The organism is Paenibacillus sp. FSL L8-0436 (genome assembly GCF_038593025.1).
Taxonomy (GTDB): Bacteria; Bacillota; Bacilli; order Paenibacillales; family Paenibacillaceae; genus Paenibacillus_AQ.
The window spans coordinates 1,207,033-1,225,941 of record NZ_CP151955.1 but is presented as its reverse complement, the minus strand read 5'-3'; the positions used below and the strand labels follow the sequence as shown (position 1 = coordinate 1,225,941).

Below are 18,909 nucleotides of genomic sequence, written 5' to 3'. Positions count from 1 at the left end.
GGTGATGCGAGTCCACTTATTCTAACGGTTTCATAATCCGAATGCAGCGACAATTGGCAAATACAAAAAAACCGATTGAATAGGGGTTATCCCTTCAACCGGTTGGGTTCATTGCCTGCCATTAATTCTAACTTCCCTGCTCCTCCAGCCGTTCCACACCGACGGTATGCGTATTGGTCGGCCGAGAGCCGACCTGCACCGTAGCCATGCCATTGCCCGCATCAACATGCTCAATCCATACCGGCTCTCCATCCAAATGCACGGAGATCATTTCTTTGGAGTCATAAATAGCCTTCGCCCGCTGTACATCCATTTTTTTGGCTCCTTAAAGTTTTGTGAGCAGATGCCCCATTGATTTACCATCGTACAAAACTAGCTTCGGGAAGCTTGCTCTTTATTTTTTGTAAATATACGCTTTTTTGCACCCTAGCTTGATTCCATTCCTTCACAACATCACACTAAGGTCAATGTTCCTCTGTCTCCTCCTCGGCAGTAGGCGGTTCACCAATCGTCGCCACGGCATCGAGGTGCTCTGACTCATCACTTAACCCATTGTCCTCCCGTACCGCAATAATATTCTCCCAATCCACGACCTCTGCCGGAATGTCCTGCTCCGATAAGCTGTCAATCCATTCATTCGGTCCACGCCCCATATAATACCTCCGCTGCGTTCCTGATTCTTTTTTCATCCTTCAAGGTTTGCTGACTTTATTTTTTCCCATGCTTCGCAAAAAATGCATCCGGCTAGAAAAAGCCCCGCCGCCCCATACTAAGCCAAAGCACTTATTATCAGGAGGCGATATCCATGCATACCGTTTGGAAAGGAGCCATCAGCTTCGGGCTTGTACATGTTCCGGTCAAAATGTTCTCCGCCACGGAGGATAAGGACATTTCCCTGCGTTATATCCACAAGGAATGCGGCAGTCCGCTGTCATACGTGCGCAAATGTCCCGTGTGTGACAAGGAAGTAGCCTGGGAAGAAATCGGCAAAGGTTATGAGTATGAGAAGGGAAAGTTTGTCCTCTTCGACAAAGAGGAGCTGGATCAGCTTACCGAGGAGAGCAGCAAAAGCATCACCATTTTGGACTTTGTGGATTTAACGGAGATCGACCCGATTTATTTTCAAAAGACCTATTATCTTTCTCCCGATCAGGCCGGGATGAATGCCTACCGGCTGCTGATGGAAGCTATGCGCCAGACCGGAAAGATCGGCATTGCCAAAATTTCCATCCGCTCCAAAAGCAGTCTCGCCGCCATCCGCGTCTTGTCGGACTGCCTGGCGATTGAAACCATCTATTATCCCGACGAGGTGCGGCCCGTCTCCCAGGTTCCAGGCCTGCCGGAAGCCGGAATGGTTAATGACAAGGAGCTGGATATGGCCAAACTGCTCATATCCCAGCTGTCTACACCCTTCGAGCCGGCAAAATATACCGATGATTACCGCCAGCGGATGCTGGATCTAATCTCCCATAAAATTGCCGGTGAAGAATTCCATATTGCTCCGGCGCGGCAGGAGAGCAATGTAATCGACCTGATGGCCGCGCTGCAGGCCAGCATCGAAGCGGTTCAGCATATCCCGACAGACCCCGGACTCTCCCCGTCCGGTTCTGCGGCCAAACCGCAAACAGCCGCTGCCAAGAAAAAAACCGCAAAGGCCAAAACAACAGCCGCTGCTCCTGCAGCCGCTGTACTTAACGAAGCAACCGGACCGATTCCGGTCATTTCACCTAAGCCGAAACGCCGCAGCGCCAAGAGCAAAGACACAGTTTCCTAAGATTATTAGCCTATATTTTCTTTAGGAGGGGTTGCTATGAAGCTGCAGCCAGTCATTCCATTTGAGCCTGTACTGGCCGCGCAGCTTCCGTCCGGCGGCGAGTGGATCGCACAAATCAAATGGGACGGTGTACGCATGCTTTCTTATTACGATGGCAGCCATGCGGAGCTCATTAACCGCCGGGGCAACCGCCGCACGCCGCAGTATCCCGAGCTGGCCGATCCCAGCAGCTATTGCCGGGCCGGCTCTTTTATCCTGGACGGAGAAGTCATTGCGCTCAGTGGCGGCAAACCTTCCTTTCATGAGGTCATGCGCCGCGACAGCCTGAAGAATGAAGCTGCCATCCGGGCGGTTAGACCGCAGGTTCCGGTTCTATATATGGTGTTTGACATCCTGTATTGCAACGGACTATGGCTGCTTGATCAGCCCTTATCCCTGAGGCAGCAGTACTTAAATGAAATGCTGCTGCCCCATCCCCACGTCCAAAATGTGCCGAGCTATGCCAATCCGGCGGAGCTGTTCTCCGCAGCCCAAAGCGGCAGTCTGGAAGGCATCGTATGCAAGGACGTGAATAGTACTTACGCGCCGGGAGGGAAGGACAAACGCTGGCAGAAGCGGAAAATCATTTCCGATGTAACTGCCGTCGCCGGCGGGGTAACCTTTCGTGACGGGATTGTAAATGCGCTGCTCTTTGGCCTGTACGACGACGAAGGGAAGCTGCATTACATCGGTCATGCCGGTGCGGGCAGAATGACGGCGGCGGATTGGCGGAACGTGACTGCGGCAGCCCACCGCCTCACCTTACCGAAGATGCCTTTTGCAGCCCTGCCCCAGCGCAGCAAGGATGCGGTATGGATCAAGCCCGAGCTGGTCTTCAGGCTTCATTTTTTGGAATGGAACAGCTCAGGTACCTTTCGCCAACCAGTCATTCAGGCACAAGTAGATTTGCCGCCGCAGTCTTGCCGGATAGAGCAGAAGGGGTAATTAGAAACAAGGGATTAAGCGCAAAAGGCGTGCGCTGCAGCTATGTACGAGGAAGGGAAGGGAGGAGATCCGGCATGCCGGCAACGATCAAAGGCTCCATTACTGTAGCCGGACAAGAAATTACGATAACGAACCCCGATAAACCATTATGGCCCGAGGCAGGGATTACCAAACGGATCTATCTGGAAAAGCTGGCCGCACTCTCCCCTTATTTGCTGCGCTATTGCCGGGACCGGCTGCTGACGGTAATTCGCTACCCCCACGGCATTTCCGGCATGTCCTTTTATCAAAAAAACGCCCCGGACCCCCTGCCGGACTTTGTCCGAACGGCGGTACAGGACAAAATCAACTATATCGTGCTTCAGGGCTTGCCTGAGCTGCTCTGGCTGGGCAATCTGGCTGCACTGGAGTTTCACCCTTCCCTGCATTATGCGGGAAGCGGGCTTCCCTGTGAATGGATGATTGATCTTGATCCCTCCCTTGAGGTGGAGCCGCGGATCATGGAAGCGGCCGCCACTGTCGGTGAAGTGCTGAAATCGCTGGGACTGGCTTCCGTTCCGAAGACTTCGGGGGCCACAGGTGTGCAGATCATCATTCCTATCCGGCCTGGTGTTACTTTCGATGACTTGCGCAAGATTGGGCATTTTGTGGGACGTTATGTCACCGAGAAACGTCCCGATCTGTTCACCCTGGAGCGGCTGAAGAAACACCGCGGCGACAAAATTTATTTTGATTATCTTCAGCACTACGGAGGCAAAACCCTTGCCGCTCCTTATACTCCGCGTGCCAGACCGCTGGCCACTGTTTCTACTCCCCTCTTATGGGAAGAGGTGCAGCGCAATGTCTCCCCTGCAGATTTTCATCTGCTGAATATTGAGGAACGCCTCAGCCGCATGGGCGATTTAATTGTTGGTGTACCGCCTCAGCCGGTAGAGAACATTATCTCCCGGCTCCCTTGATTCTGAAACAGCAATAAGCCCGCAACTGCCTTTTCAGGCTGCGGGCTTATCAGGCGTCCAGCTTTTGGACGGAAGGTATTATATATGAGAATACGGCGCTGCCAAACGCAACCGCCCTATTGATTACTCTGACTTTCGTAAATATACCTTCCTTCGGATAGCGCTCAGGTTGTGAGAATCGCTAGTGGATTGATTTTTTCTTAAAGCGGCCGCCTTTAACATCATGGATATTGCCAATTGCGATAAAGGCATCGGAATCCCAATCCTCAACAATCGACTTCAGTTTGGCTTCTTCCAAACGGGTGATTACCACAAAGATCACTTTCTTGTTCTCACCGGAGAAGCCGCCTTCCCCATCAAGATAGGTAACGCCGCGTCCCAGACGCTCGGTCAGCGCTTCGCCGATATCACGGAATTTATCGCTGATAATCCATACCGACTTGGATTGATCAAGCCCCTCAAGCGTAATATCAATCAGCTTAAACGCAATATAGTAAGCAATTAGAGAAAACATCGCATTATTCCAGCCGAACACAAAACCTGCGCTTGAAAGAATAAACAGGTTGAAAAACATAACTACCTCACCTACGGAAAACGGCAGCTTCTTAGACACGAGAATGGCGACAATCTCTGTACCATCCAGTGATCCCCCGTAACGTACAACGAGTCCTACACCCACGCCAAGAATGACGCCCCCAAACACTGCGGCAAGAAGCGGTTCCACCGTTATGGGATTTACAGGATGGAGCAGTTGAGTACCGATGGACATTACTACTACGGAAAATAATGTGGATAAGGCAAAGGTTTTGCCAATCTGCTTATAACCCACAACCAGAAACGGCAAGTTAAGCAGCGTCAGCAAAATCCCGAGCGGGATGTCAAAAATATCGGACAGCATAATAGAAATACCCGTAATTCCGCCGTCAATCAACTGATTGGGAACAAGAAAAATCTCCAGTGCAACAGACATCATACCCGCCCCGAGCACCATCATAATAATCCGCTGGGCCAGTCTGGCGGTCTTCAAAGCCCCCGACTTCTGCGGTTTCTTCTGTTCCTCACTCGTAAAGACTTTTTGGCTTACAGTCATAGAACTCCCCCTATAAAAAAGTATAAACAAGAATAATCGAAAGCATAATTGTTAAGCTATACTTTCTTAAATTTCTTCTTATACCTATATTATATCATAAAAGAAGCTCAAATAAGGAACGGAACATGTTCGCGCCTTCGAAAAGTTAAGGTTTTGACCCTTTTTCCGTCATAATAGCGGCGAAAGCAGCTGACAGAGCCCTTGAATCAACTTGACATTTCGTCCCCTCTTGCTAAATTTTGCAGGGTCAATAAATTCGCTATGCTTGATATCATTCTCGAACGCTAACTTAAGCGTATTAATGCTCTCCGGCTGGAGCAGCACAGTGGTAAGCTCGAAGTTGGAGTAGAAGCTGCGCATGTCCAGATTGGCACTGCCCACAGTAGCCAGCAGATCGTCTATGATCATGACTTTGGCATGCATAAATCCCTTCTTGTAGCGGTAGAATTTCACCCCGGCATCCTGCAGATTCTCCAGATAGGATAAAGAAGCATTATAAACCAGCCTGTTGTCTGGTGTGGCAGGAATAATAATTCTCACATCCACACCACTGAGCACGGCATTCTTAAGTGCCCGGCAAATCGTAGGATCGGGAATGAAATACGGCGAAGCAATCCAGATTCGCTGCCTGGCTGCACATAATGAGGCAAAATACATCTCCAGTGAGGCATCTATTGCTCCATCCGGCCCGCTTGCCACAATCAGCACAGACTCCTGTTCCTCACAGCTGTGCTTTGGAAAAAAGCGGGGATGGCTCAGGGCGTCTCCTGCCGCCAATCTCCAATCCTTGAGGAACACGTATTGCAGATTATAAACTGCATCTCCTTCTAGCCGCAGGTGGGTATCCCGCCAGTAGCCCAGCTTGGGATCCTTGCCCAAATAATCATCCCCGATATTCAATCCGCCCGTATATCCTATTAGACCATCAACAACCAGAATTTTGCGGTGATTGCGGTAATTAAAGCGCCGGTCCATGAGTGAGGTCAGCGGCGGCAGAAAGAAATGGACTTCTACGCCTGCATTTCTCAATGTGCGGATAAATCTGCGGCTCAGCTTATGACTGCCGAGGCCGTCGCATAGCAGACGCACTTTAACCCCCTGGCGGCACTTACGGATCATGACTTCTTGAAACCGCTCACCGGTGACATCATCCCGAAAAATATAGAACTCCAGATGAATATTCTCCCGCGCCGTTTCCATCGCTTCCAGCATATCCTCATAGGCTTCTTGGCCGCTGGAAAGTATCCGGCACTTATTGTGTCCGGTAACTGGACTTTCCGAGAGCCCGGAGAGCAGATGCAGCAGTACATCGCGGCCTTCAAACTCCGGGTTGCCTGTGTCTGAAGTATTTTTCACGATCTGAATTTTGCCGGAGACATGGGCGCGAATTTCACGTAGCAGCGGCGTGCAGCGTTTGCCGATCCTGCGGTTCTGCCAATAATCATGGCCCAAAAAATAATAGAACAACAGTCCGGCAGGCGGACAGCAGAATGTAATAAACAGCCAGGCCAGCGCTCTTTGCGGACGGCGGTGCTCCAGCAGCAGTATTACGGCAATCTGCAGAATAAAAAGACATAAAATAATTGCAAATATTCTCAAGGCGCACACCTCCTGAAAGTCTATAATAGCTGTCTCCTGCCTGAGCTTCGTACAAGCCGGTTTCGGGCTTTGGTACCCGCATCACTTTGTTCACCATGAAAAACCGGGAATTAGCTGCACCCAAGCCAATTCTAGTACAGGTTTTGCCGTAACTCTCCTTCTTTATTCAACCAAACCGTTGTCATGTTCACCAAAGGCCTGGAATACATAGAGTAGTAGGACAATTCGGATGAGCCCATTTAATAGCTAACACTCGCAGGCACGGAGTTTTAGTTACCACGAGGCGGCCGCACAAGCCGCAGAAAGGAGTAGCTATGAAGAGTCAGCCCGATCAAAACCGGATTACATTGCTCGTCGTCCGCGAAGCCGGACGTCCGGTCAGACAACTTCAGCTATCGAGGCCGCTTGCCCTGGCCCTCCCGGCCGCAGCCGCCCTGTCTATCTCCAGTCTGGTCACCTCCATGCATTTTCATGCCTCCCGCTCGATTGCGGAGCTGGAATCGGAAGCAGCGGCGCTATCCCTGACTAATCTTCGAATGGAAATGAAGGTCGCCGACAAGGACCAGACACTCCAGCAGCTCCGCAGTCAGGTGACTGAGCTGTCGGAGGAGGCTGAGAACATCAAAGACAAGCTAAAAAGTGTCAGTGAGCTGGAAGCGCAGCTCCAGTCGCTGATTGACAAGGAGAGCGGTTCCACCACTGGAACAGACTCAGGTAAAGGTACAGGCACAGACTCCGATACCGAAAAGACATCCTCCTCCAATGCGTCATCAGGGACACTCTCTCATGCCACAGCTTCACTGGACACCGTAGACGGATCTGCTCAAGCCGTTGCAACAGCGCTAAAAGGTGTGAATTTCACGGCTGCAGCGGCTTCCAATTCTTCTTCTCTGTCCGGTATAAGCTACCGGATCGGGGCGCTTTCATTGGTACTGGGCAGTAAGGTAACCCCACAGGTAGGCGGTGAATATATCGCGGTCTATCAGGAGGATCCCTTGGAGCTGGTCCGGCAAACTAAAGATGATTTTGCCGAAATCCGCAGCATGCTTGAAGAGATGGTGAACAGCATCTCCACCACGATTACCCAAGCCGAGAGGGCAAACAGCGTTCAAGCCAACCTTCAGGCCAAAAAAGCGCTCGCCGAAAAAGCCCGCTTGGCACCGGCCGTGATCTGGCCCACCCATTCCAATGTGATCACCTCAAGCTTCGGCTACCGCTCAGACCCTTTCAAGGGCGTTTCCGCCTATCATTCCGGCATTGATATTGCCGGTGATATCGGTGATCCTGTCTATGCAGCAATGGCCGGGGTGGTCACCGCCTCCGATCAGATGGGTGCAAGAGGAAAATACATTATTATCGAGCATCCGAACGGGCTGGAGACCTGGTATATGCATTTGAACGGAATGACCGTCAAAGCCGGTGACAAGGTGAACAAAGGCGAGCAAATCGGAATGCTGGGCAATACGGGGCGCAGTACAGGTCCCCATCTTCATTTTCAGGTGGTAAAACAGAACAAGGCGGTGAATCCGCTCAATTATGTAAAACCCTAAGGAGGAATTAATAGTGTGGAATAAACCAAAGCTGCAGGCAACCTTTAAGTCTACTGACTCGCTGATCGGTCTTGGTGGTACACTGGAGGGCAAGGTGTTGTGTGATACCAACTTGCGGATTGAAGGCAATTTCAGCGGGGAAATTCAGTGCCAGGGGACAGTGACCGTGGGTGAACAAGGAACGGTCCGTTCCAGCATTAAAGCTCAGGAGATCATTATAGCCGGCAAAGTGTTCGGCGATGTTACCGCCGACCGCCGCCTCACCATGACCGGAACCGGACAACTCCACGGCAACATCCTTGCAGGGACGCTCAGCATTATGGAGGGAAGTGTACTTAACGGTTCCATAGGCATGGCAGAACAGCCCGCCCCGGAGAAAGCGGGCGGACTGCAGGAGAATAAGAAGAAGGACAAGGCAGGTAAACGTGCCTCCAAGGCGCAGAGCAAGCTGGAAGCCGGCTAAACGGTTTGAACCTGTCTAGGCTCATCCCGCAGCTTCCCATATGCACCCGCCTCACAGTCCATCTACGTACGGTCTTAAGCGGCGACATCCCTTTTACGGAACACGATCCAGGAAACCGCCAGAAACAGCAGATAATATACAGCCAGCACGGCGGCAGAGAACCCAAGGGTTACACCGCCAGGACCGGCATCGCTCAATATATATCCCCGCAAATCCATGTGGGTAAAGATCAGATACTTAGCCCACTCATACCTTTCCGGGCTAAAGATGGCGATAAATAAATTTTTGGTAAACATAATAAACAAAGACAGACCGATCGCCAGTCCGCTTGCCCGGAAGACACTGGATACCATAAAGGCAAGCGCAGCGGTTAGAAACAGCTCAACATAGCGGCAGAGCACATCGAGGAAGGAGTATTCAACCGGACTCCAATTTCCGAAGTTAGACGCCCCCGCTTCCGCTGAAGAGGAGAAGATCAATGACGAACCATAAGCGAAAGCAATTAATATTGCTGTGCTGAGCAGACTGAAGAGGATCATGGAAATATATTTTGAAAGCAGTATTTTGGAGCGGCTCCACGGGCGGATCAGCAAAAGCTTGATTGTTCCCCAGGAAAATTCGCCCGCCACGGAGTCGGATGCAACTACAACCGTGAAGATTGTATTCAGGAAAAAGGCAATGCTCACGGTCGTCTGAAAGCTCGCCCATAGTCCCATCCTGGACATATCACCACTGCTGGTAAAATAGAATAGTGCCGGAAACAGCGCACTCATTAAAGCCAGAATGAACAACATAATCCATGTACGGACACGGCTATAAATCTTGATATTCTCATTATGTATGAGAGCAGCGAACTCACCCAATGCCTTCACCTCCTGTAATTTCCAAGAATTGATCTTCCAGTGAGCGGGACAGCGCCTTGATACTGTAGACCTTGATGCCGCCTGCCACCAGCTTCGCATTCAGTTCGGCCACTTCCTCACGGCTCGCCACGATGGCTAGACCGCCTTCTCTCAATACTCCGCGGCCAATCAGGCTAAACGCCGCATCCGGATCGCTCACCTCAAACAGTGTTTCCCCAGCTGGCATCACTGCGTCTCCCACTGTCTTCAGCTGTTTCACATCTACAAGCCGGCCATTCTGGATAATCGCGACACTGTCGCACATCAGCTCCATTTCGGACAACAAATGGCTGGAGACAAACACCGTTGTTCCCTCATCTTGGCAAAGACGGCGCAAATAATCGCGAAGCTCACGGATCCCTTGCGGATCAAGCCCGTTTGTCGGCTCATCCAGAATCAGCAGCTTCGGCCGATGCAGCAGGGCCTGAGCGACACCAAGCCGCTGGCGCATGCCCAGAGAATAGGTTTTTACTTTATCATGAATTCTCTGTCCAAGCCCGACGAGCTCCACAACCTCATTGATCCGCTGCTTGTCTACACCCGGTACCATGCGCGCATATTGGCGCAAATTCTGGTATCCGGTCAAGAACTTATACATCTCCGGATTCTCAACAATGGCACCGATATTGGCTACCGCTTCTTCGAAATGATCCTTGATGCTGCGGCCGCAGATCAGAATGTCTCCCTGGCTGATCGAAATAAGCCCTACCATCATGCGAATCGTCGTCGTTTTCCCGGCGCCGTTTGGTCCAAGAAACCCAAAAATTTGACCGGACGGAATGTCCAGCGTTAAATTGCTGACCAGCGTTTTGGAACCAATTTTTTTGGTGACGCCCATTAGGCTGGCTACAGGCTTCGACATTTCTGCCATATTTGTCATTATTTCACTTCCTTTCATTAGTTTGCATTTCTATATTACCACAACTTACCTTTTTCATGAAAATCAAGAAAACTACATTACATAATAAAGGGACCGTAGCCTCTCATTACAAAAGGCTACGGTCCCTTGTTCTTCGACAATTGCTTAAAGATTAGCCACCGACACGGGCAAGCTCACGCATGTTGGCTTCAAAGGCTGCCATTAGGGCAGCTTCGCCAGTCAAGCCGGTTTGCTCAACTTTGCGGATTTGCTCCATCATTCGTTTGTAATCCTTTGGAATCACTCGGGCAAAATTCGGCAGAGCCGCTTCCCAGCCATCCAGAATCCGTCTTCCCGCAGCACTGTCAGTAAGCTCCGTATGACGGGCAATCAGACTGTGCAGTTCAGCGATTTCGTCCGGTTCTTCGACCCGCTCCAGAAGCACCATTTCCAGGTTGCAGCGTTTGATGAAGGTGTTGTTCGGATCGTATACATAAGCGATACCACCGGACATCCCTGCTGCAAAGTTGCGGCCGGTTTCACCGAGCACAACTACGCGTCCACCGGTCATATATTCACAGCCGTGATCGCCCACGCCTTCTACGACGACATTCGCACCGGAGTTGCGGACGGCGAACCGTTCGCCGGCGATGCCGCTGATGTAAACTTCGCCGCCGGTCGCTCCGTAAAGCGCCGTATTCCCGATAATAATATTGTCCTCAGCAGCGAAGGTTGCCTTCGGCGATGGCTTAATAATCAGCTTGCCGCCGGACAGCCCTTTGCCCACATAGTCATTGGAGTCGCCTTCGACTGTAATCGTAATCCCCTTCGGCATGAACGCGCCCAGACTTTGTCCGGCAGATCCGCTGAAATGCAGGCGGATCGTATCATCTGGCAGACCTGCCGCACCATATTTGCGCGTCAGTTCGCTGCCCAGAATCGTTCCTACCGCACGGTTCACGTTCGTGATTGGCAGCGAAGCTTCAACCACCGTACCGAATTCCAATGCAGGTGCGGCCAGCTCAAGCAGCTTCGAAACGTCGAGTGTTTCTTCAAGACCATGGTTCTGGCGTTTGCTGCGGAAACGTGTGCTTCCTTCCGGCATTGCCGGAGTATGAAGCAGGCTGCTCAGATCGACGCCTTTCTTCTTCCAATGACTCGAAGCGCGTACGGCGTCGAGGCAATCGGTGCGTCCAACCATTTCTTCAATGGTGCGGAAACCAAGCTCAGCCATAATCTCACGCAGATCCTGCGCCACGAACGTCATGAAGTTAACAACATGCTGTGGATCGCCCGTAAAGTTCTTACGCAGATCCGGATTCTGTGTTGCTACACCGACCGGACAGGTATCCATCTGGCACACCCGCATCATGATGCAGCCTACGGCTACAAGCGGAGCAGTAGCGAATCCATATTCTTCAGCACCCAGCAATACTGCTACTGCCAGGTCACGGCCACTAAGCATTTTGCCGTCTGTCTCGAGCACTACACGGTCGCGGAGGTTATTCAGCATCAGTGTCTGATGGGTCTCAGCGAGACCAAGCTCCCAAGGCAGACCGGCATGGCGGATAGAGTTCATCGGCGATGCGCCGGTTCCTCCGTCATAACCGCTGATCAGAATGATATCGGCACGGCCTTTGGCTACACCGGCAGCGATGGTTCCGACGCCTACCTCAGACACCAGCTTCACGTTAATGCTGGCACGCGGATTGGCATTCTTCAGATCGTAGATCAGCTCTGCCAAATCCTCAATGGAATAAATATCATGATGCGGCGGCGGTGAGATCAGACCTACACCTGCTGTGGAGCCGCGCACTTCTGCCACCCATGGATATACCTTGCGGCCCGGCAGCTGTCCGCCTTCACCAGGTTTGGCCCCCTGTGCCATTTTGATCTGAATTTCATCCGCATTCACGAGATAGTTCGAAGTTACCCCGAAACGTCCCGATGCCACCTGTTTAATTGCACTGCGGCGGGAATCACCGTTACTGTCCGGAATAAAGCGTGCCGGATCTTCGCCGCCCTCACCGGTGTTGCTTTTGCCGCCGATGCGGTTCATGGCGATTGCCAGCGTCTCATGTGCTTCCTTACTGATCGAACCAAAGGACATCGCACCGGTCTTGAACCGTTTCATAATTGATTCTGCCGACTCCACCTCTTCCAGCGGAACTGGCTGATTTGTCGATTTGAATTGCAGCATGGAGCGCAGCGTCTGATGTTTCTCGCTTTCACCCTGAACAAGTGCTGCATATTTCTTGTACATATTGTAATCGCCGCTCCGCACGGAGTGCTGAAGCAGGTGAATGGTCTGCGGGTTGAACAGATGCTCTTCCCCGTCACTGCGCCATTGGTACTCGCCGCCGGAATCAAGCACTTTATCGTTGCCGTCTTTGTCGGTGAAGGCGCGGTTATGATGAATCAGCGCTTCTGCCGCCACTTCTTCAAGGCCGATACCGCCAATACGGGAAGGCGTCCAGGTAAAGTAACGGTCGACGAATTCCGAATTCAGTCCGACAGCTTCAAAGATCTGTGCGCCACGGTACGATTGAATAGTAGAGATACCCATTTTGGACAGTATTTTCACTACGCTCTTTGTCGCAGCCTTAATGTAGTTCTTCACAGCCTTCTCATGCGAAATTCCGCGCAGCAGGCCCTGGCTGATCATGTCATCCAGACTTTCGAAGGCCAGATACGGATTGACCGCACTTACGCCATAGCCCAGAAGAAGCGCATAATGATGGACTTCACGGGGTTCGCCGGACTCCAGCAAAATGCTGACCTTCGTACGTGTTCCCGAGCGGATCAGATGGTGATGCAGGCTAGATACAGCCAGCAGCGCCGGGATGGCCGCATTCTCGCGGTCCACACCGCGGTCGGACAGAATAAGAATATTATGTCCCTTGGCCATTACGCGGTCAGCAGCCTCATTCATGCGCTCCAGTGCGATACGCAGTCCTTCCGCTCCAAGCTCAGCCGGGAACAGAATCGGAATGGACATCGATTTGAAGCCCGCACGGCGGACATGGCGGATCTTGGCGAAATCCTCATTCGATAAAATCGGCGATTCCAGCGAGATCTGTCGACAGCTCTCCGGTTCTGGTTTCAGCAGGTTGCGTTCCGGTCCGATTGTCGTAGCGGTTGACGTTACCAATTCTTCACGAATTGCATCAATCGGCGGATTGGTTACCTGTGCGAACATTTGTTTAAAGTAGTTGTAAAGACGCTGCGGACGATCCGACAGCACAGCCAGCGGAGCATCATAGCCCATGGAGCCGACAGCTTCGGCACCGGTTGAAGCCATAGGCTCCAGCACCTTGCGCAAATCCTCAAAGGTGTAGCCGAAGGATTGCTGCAGCTGCTGCACATTGTCATGTTTCGGGTTCGGCAGCTCAGGTGCATCCGGAAGCTCGTCAAGTCCGATCAGATGCTCATCCAGCCATTGGCGGTAAGGCTGCTCGGAAGCAATGGACGCTTTCACTTCTTCGTCAGAAATAATCCGGCCCTGTTTCGTATCCACGAGCAGCATCCGGCCTGGTCTCAGGCGGTCTTTATATAGTACATTCTCTGCCGGTATATCAAGAACTCCTGCTTCAGAGGATAAAATAATCATATCGTCTTTGGTTACATAATAACGGGCAGGACGCAGACCGTTACGGTCAAGAATGGCTCCGATTTGCACACCATCGGTGAAGCCCATCGCAGCAGGCCCGTCCCACGGCTCCATCAAGGTGCTGTGGTATTCATAGAATGCCTTCTTCTGCTCATCCATGCTGTCATGGTTGCTCCAAGGCTCAGGTACCATCATCATGGCCACATGCGGCAAGGAACGTCCGCTGAGATACAGGAACTCGAACGTATTGTCGAACATGGCGGTGTCGGAACCGTCCGGATTAACAACCGGCTTGATCTTGCTGAGGTCTTCTCCGAATACTTCACTCTTGAACAGCGACTGGCGGGCATGCATCCAGTTCACATTCCCCCGCAGGGTGTTGATCTCACCATTGTGGATCATGAAACGGTAGGGATGGGCACGCTCCCAGCTCGGGAACGTATTGGTGCTGAACCGGGAGTGGACAAGCGCAATCGCGGATTCCAGCGCTTTGTTCTGCAGATCCAGATAGAACTGGCCTACCTGCTCAGTTGTGAGCATGCCTTTATATACGATCTTACGACAGGACATACTTGGCACGTAGAAGGACTCACCCTCTTCGGTACCGCCATAGCGGATTGCAAGTTCTGCGCGTTTGCGGATTACATACAGCTTGCGTTCAAAAGCCAATTCATCCTTGACGCCTGCGGAACGGCCGATGAATACCTGACGGACATAAGGCTTCGCTGCCTTGGCAGTTTTGCCCAGCATTTCGTCAAAGGTAGGCACATCGCGATAGCCAAGCACCTCTTGGCCTTCTTCTGCAATAATGTCGCTCAAGAGCGCCTCGTGGCGGGCCCGGATCTCCTCGTTATGAGACAGAAAGATCATACCCACGCCATAGCGGCCCTGCTCCGGCAGTTCAAAACCAAGCTTAGCGGCTTCCCCTGCAAAGAAACGGTGCGGAATTTGCAGCATGATGCCGGCTCCGTCACCGGAGTTCGGCTCGCTACCCTGGCCCCCCCGATGCTCCATATTGAAGAGCATAGTCAAAGCGTTACTTACAATATCATGGGACGGTGTGCCTTTAATATGGGCAACAAATCCCATGCCGCATGCATCTTTTTCGAACTGGGGATCATAAAGGCCCTGTTTGCCGGGCAGTTCAGTGTGTCTCATTGTACGCAACCTTTCTATAATAAAGTAGAAGTTATCATCGGAAGAACCCGCTTGCCGATCTGCATAATGGCGGCATCACTTTCACAAAAAATATAAGGAAAAAGCAAAGCGCAAAGCTCTACTTACATTATATTTACAGGAAAATATTTCAGAGAAAAATCTTAATAATTATTCAAGGCAGATTGGTTATATTATTTTATCATCGACCTGACATGAGCGCAATTTAAACTTTTTTATGAGTTTGATTAACAATTGCTTTTGCGGTACAGCTTTAGTGAATAAAAGCGTAAAAAATCTTTACAATGCATAATTATGCATTAAAACCGAATAAGTTCTTATGCAATGAAAACGCTTATTTTGTTTTCTTTCCATAACATGTCATTTTAATGTCGCATATCATTTCCACAATAAGCAAAGAACGCCCCTTAAGGAGCGTCCTCTGCTTATTGTTATATTATTGCCACTAACCGATTATACAGTCAAAACTTGTTCACTTTTCATAGCAGCTTCACTTTCATGACTGCGGGTCATGAAATAGGTGAACGTAAGGGCCAGGAATACAAGGCCGTAGATCGCAAGCAGTCCTGCATCGTTCCACATTACACCCGTATCTCCCGTGGAAATTACTGCCTTGAATCCTCTGACGCTGTAGGTCATAGGAAGAAGCGGATTGAAGAATTTCATCCAGTTCGGAATCAATTCAAGCGGGAACGTACCTGCACTTGTCGTCAATTGGAAGATAAGGATGACAATGGCCACAAAACGTCCCGGCTGATCCATCCAGGTTACAATCGCCTGGATCATCCACATGAAGGCAAGACTGGTAATGAAGATAAATGCATAGAAGAGCGGTACATTCTGCACTTCAAGACCCAATCCGTACAGAACAATAACTGCAGCGAGCAGCGCCTGAAGCACACTCATCATCGTGAATGTAAGCGTACGGCTGACAAACCGGTTGAACCGGCTGGCACCGATCACTTCGGAATCGCGCATTGGAATAATAATCGTGCTGATCAGTGCACCTACAAACAGTCCAAGGGACAGGAAGTAAGGCGCAAAGCCTGTGCCGTAGTTTGGCACGGCATTCACTTTAACTTCTTCAATCTCCACAGGCTGAGCGAACATCGATACCAACGCGTCGGTCTTATTCACCGAACTGGTCTGTGATGCGGCATCGCCAAGCTTCGTTGCAAGTTCTCCTGAACCGGCCTTCAGATCATCAAGACCATCCTTCAGCTGGCCTGCTCCATCGCTTAGCTTCTTCGAGCCATCGGCTACAGAGGTCAGGCCGCTGCTCAGCTGTCCGGCTCCGTTCAGCAGTTTCGAAGTTCCGGCTTCCAGCGCCTTGCCGCCATCGGCCAGCTTCGCACCGCCAGCTGCTGCTTCGTCCAGCTTCGCGCCGAACTGCTTCATTCCTGCGGCAAGTGTAGTGCCGCCGGTTTCCAGCTTCGTTGCACCGGCCACGAGCTGTTTTTGTCCTTCCAGCAGCTGCGTGCTGCCGGCATTCAGCTGCTGCGCTCCGTCATGCAGCTGACTGACTCCAGCATCCAGCTGCTCAGAACCGGTATGCAGCTGTCCGGCACCCTGCACAAGCTGCTCCTGCCCGCTGTGGAGCGCTGATGCGCCTTCCACGAGTTGCTGCTGGCTTTGATCCAGCTGCGCGCTGCCTTGAGCGACTGCCGTACTTGCAGCCAGCAGCTTCTGCACATCAGGGCTGGCTGCAAGCTGAGGATTCGATTTGGCCAGCTGCTGCAGGCCATCGGCCACTGCTTTGGCTCCCGCACTCACTTTCGCGCTGCCATCCTTGGAAGCCTTCAGACCGGCTTCCAGCTTGGCGCTGCCTTCGACGGAAGAAGTAAGTCCCGCTTCCAGCTTCGCACTGCCATCGACAACCGACTTCGTGCCGGCTTGAAGCTTAGTCGTACCTTCTACAGCTGATGCTGTACCAGCCTGAAGTGAAGCTGCTCCGGTTTCCGTCTTCTTAAGGCCTTCACTCAGTTGCTTGCTGCCTGCTGCAGTCTGTGATACACCAGCCTGCAGTTTCTTGTGTGCAGCGGACAATTGCTGGAGTCCGCCTGCCAGAGTGCTGCTGCCGTTGTGTATGGCGGCGGCACCCGTGTTCAGATCGCTCACACCTTTCGTAAGCGGCGCTACACCATCGAGCAGTTTACCTGTGCCCTCAGTCAGTACTACCAGATTATCCTTCAGCTTCAGCGCGCCGTCATCCAGCTTGCTTGCGCCATCGGCAATTTTTGTTGCGCCGTTTCCGGCGTCGCCAAGCCCACTGGAGATCTCCGTAATTTTATCGAATACGGATTCTGTATAAGCTTCTGTTATTTTGGCCGATACTTTTGTCTTAATATCCTTTACCGCAGTTCCGCCAATTTGGCCGGCAAGGAAATTGAAGCCTTCGTTCGGTTCATAAATAATTTTGGCCGGCTGGGGATCAGTACCCAGCAGGGTTGTTGCATTTGCTGAAAAATCTTCAGGCACAATGATCGCCATATAATAAGTACTGTCGTCCAGTCCCGCTTCCGCCTGGTCACGGGTTACGAAATTCCATTCGAACCCGTCGGTTTTCTTAAGTTCTTCTATCAGGTCATTCCCGGCAGTTAGCTTTGAGCCTTCGTAGTCGGCACCTTTATCTTCATTTACGACAGCGACCGGCAGTTCATTCATTTTACCGTAGGGATCCCAGAATGCTTTCAGGAACAACCCGCTGTACAGCACCGGAACGAATAGGACAACAAACATTGGGATCAGCACTTTAGGATTCTTCAGCACTGCCCCAAGGTCCTTAAAAAACACGGATAAAGATTTCATTCTGGTTCTCTCCTTATAATCGTTTGCTCTCTTTTAAAATGCTATGAATCTTCAATTCTTGCTATTGTATTGAAAGTTACAGTAATAACACTTGACTGTTTTCCCCAATTGGTCAGTCCGGGGTAAAAAAAAACTTTCCGGTTTTTGTTACCACTGCCGCCTAAGTAAAAGAACATCCAGGGAAAGCAGACGGTTGACGATGCCATCCCTATTCCAGCTCCAAACCTTACTTTGCTGTTGCCAGTCCTTCGGACAAGAACAAGTGAAAATAATGTTTGATTTGCTCTTTGTTCAAAGGCACATGCACCTTGTTAAGTTCAGCAGTCAGCACAATGTAAAGTCTAAACATTACAACAGATACGATCTTGGGGTCGCAAGGTTTGATTTCGCCTTGACGAATCGCCTGTTCCACCTCCCGTTTCAAATAGTCAAGCACAACACTCTCGATCTTGTCGAGTCCTTCACCAGCCTGCGGCGTTCCGAAATCGCGACTTTCCTGGGAAAGCTTAATGAACAGCTCGTGTTCGCTTCGAAATTCCAGCAAAGCATCCAGAACCCTGTGCAGGTTATCAAAAAAAGGCTTATCCTTTTTGATTTCCCGCTCGGCGATTTTTTTCATTTCGACAATGACATCACGCAGGATTTCATCGAACAGCTGCTCCTTATTCGTGAAAAAGGTATAAATCGTTCCTTTTCCCACATTCGCAATCTTGGCGACTTGATCCATTGTAGTTGCCTTATAGCCAAATAATGAAAAACATTTCGTCGCGGCTTTAAGCACCTGCTGCCTTCGATCTACCACAGCCACCCGTACACTCCCTTTCCTCAGAAATATCGCTGTAACCGCGTTTTGACCATTTTACTAATCCGGTCATTCGGTCATTACTTACTTTAACATGATGCCTCCGCGTTTGCAATACTTTAACCAATGTATATTTTTTTAATTTATTGCAGTGATTTAACTTTCTATTTACGTCTTATCTGTATAATGTAAGAAGAAACGTCTGTCTTGTCTTTGAAAAGGGCGGTTTCCCTGCGGGAAATGGAAGAATAGAATGGCCGGACACACATAGTCTTATATTATGAGATTAACAGCTAATTTCGCTGTATAATAGAAGAGATGATTATAGAGGTA

The 18,909-nt window shown here is 50.9% G+C and carries 14 protein-coding genes; 5 read left to right on the top strand and 9 right to left on the bottom strand.

Annotated features, from left to right (window positions below):
• Positions 1-127 precede the first annotated feature (127 nt).
• On the bottom strand, positions 128-313 hold the full coding sequence (locus tag NSS79_RS05615) for an H-type small acid-soluble spore protein (protein WP_342438601.1): 186 nt from the start codon (positions 311-313) through the stop codon (positions 128-130).
• A gap of 151 nt (positions 314-464) precedes the next feature.
• Positions 465-653 (bottom strand): hypothetical protein, encoded by a 189-nt coding sequence (locus NSS79_RS05610; protein ID WP_342438600.1) that lies wholly within the window; start codon positions 651-653, stop codon positions 465-467.
• A gap of 152 nt (positions 654-805) precedes the next feature.
• On the opposite strand from NSS79_RS05610, the gene NSS79_RS05605 reads away from it, so the two are divergent.
• From NSS79_RS05605 to ligD, 3 genes are all read left to right on the top strand, one after another.
• On the top strand, positions 806-1,774 hold the full coding sequence (locus NSS79_RS05605) for a Ku protein (RefSeq protein WP_342438599.1): 969 nt from the start codon (positions 806-808) through the stop codon (positions 1,772-1,774).
• A 36-nt stretch (positions 1,775-1,810) separates the two neighbouring features.
• On the top strand, positions 1,811-2,758 hold the full coding sequence (locus NSS79_RS05600) for a DNA ligase (protein ID WP_342438598.1): 948 nt from the start codon (positions 1,811-1,813) through the stop codon (positions 2,756-2,758).
• Positions 2,759-2,832: 74 nt separating this feature from the next.
• Entirely contained in the window at positions 2,833-3,717 is an 885-nt protein-coding gene (gene ligD / locus NSS79_RS05595) for a non-homologous end-joining DNA ligase (protein WP_038586661.1), read from the top strand.
• Positions 3,718-3,898: 181 nt separating this feature from the next.
• Here the strand turns inward: ligD and NSS79_RS05590 are convergent, their stop codons facing one another.
• Both NSS79_RS05590 and cls read right to left on the bottom strand, forming a co-directional pair.
• Complete coding sequence (locus tag NSS79_RS05590; RefSeq protein ID WP_342438597.1) at positions 3,899-4,807, bottom strand: YitT family protein; 909 nt, start codon at positions 4,805-4,807, stop codon at positions 3,899-3,901.
• Positions 4,808-4,975: 168 nt separating this feature from the next.
• On the bottom strand, positions 4,976-6,406 hold the full coding sequence (gene cls / locus NSS79_RS05585; protein ID WP_342438596.1) for a cardiolipin synthase: 1,431 nt from the start codon (positions 6,404-6,406) through the stop codon (positions 4,976-4,978).
• A gap of 314 nt (positions 6,407-6,720) precedes the next feature.
• Here cls and NSS79_RS05580 point away from each other — a divergent pair, with 314 nt between their 5' ends.
• A complete protein-coding gene (locus NSS79_RS05580) occupies positions 6,721-7,956 on the top strand; it encodes a peptidoglycan DD-metalloendopeptidase family protein (protein WP_342438595.1) in 1,236 nt (411 codons plus the stop codon).
• 13 nt (positions 7,957-7,969) lie between these two features.
• Positions 7,970-8,419 carry a polymer-forming cytoskeletal protein gene (locus NSS79_RS05575; RefSeq protein WP_342438594.1) on the top strand — a complete coding sequence of 150 codons (450 nt, stop codon included), beginning with the start codon at positions 7,970-7,972 and terminating at the stop codon, positions 8,417-8,419.
• A gap of 74 nt (positions 8,420-8,493) precedes the next feature.
• On the opposite strand, the gene NSS79_RS05570 is transcribed toward NSS79_RS05575, so the two are convergent.
• The 5 genes from NSS79_RS05570 to NSS79_RS05550 all read right to left on the bottom strand — a co-directional run bounded on the left by NSS79_RS05570 (position 8,494) and on the right by NSS79_RS05550 (position 18,582).
• Positions 8,494-9,282 carry a DUF2705 family protein gene (locus NSS79_RS05570; protein WP_342438593.1) on the bottom strand — a complete coding sequence of 263 codons (789 nt, stop codon included), beginning with the start codon at positions 9,280-9,282 and terminating at the stop codon, positions 8,494-8,496.
• The gene (locus NSS79_RS05565) at positions 9,275-10,192 is read right to left on the bottom strand and encodes an ABC transporter ATP-binding protein (RefSeq protein WP_342440305.1); all 918 of its coding nucleotides are present in this window, start codon (positions 10,190-10,192) and stop codon (positions 9,275-9,277) included. Before NSS79_RS05565 ends, NSS79_RS05570 begins: the two co-directional genes overlap by 8 nt.
• Before the next feature lie 160 nt (positions 10,193-10,352).
• Positions 10,353-14,948 (bottom strand): glutamate synthase large subunit, encoded by a 4,596-nt coding sequence (gene gltB / locus NSS79_RS05560; RefSeq protein WP_342438592.1) that lies wholly within the window; start codon positions 14,946-14,948, stop codon positions 10,353-10,355.
• Between the two features lie 471 nt (positions 14,949-15,419).
• Positions 15,420-17,774 (bottom strand): YhgE/Pip domain-containing protein, encoded by a 2,355-nt coding sequence (locus tag NSS79_RS05555; protein ID WP_342438591.1) that lies wholly within the window; start codon positions 17,772-17,774, stop codon positions 15,420-15,422.
• 226 nt (positions 17,775-18,000) lie between these two features.
• A complete protein-coding gene (locus NSS79_RS05550) occupies positions 18,001-18,582 on the bottom strand; it encodes a TetR/AcrR family transcriptional regulator (protein WP_038586643.1) in 582 nt (193 codons plus the stop codon).
• Positions 18,583-18,909: the final 327 nt, after the last annotated feature.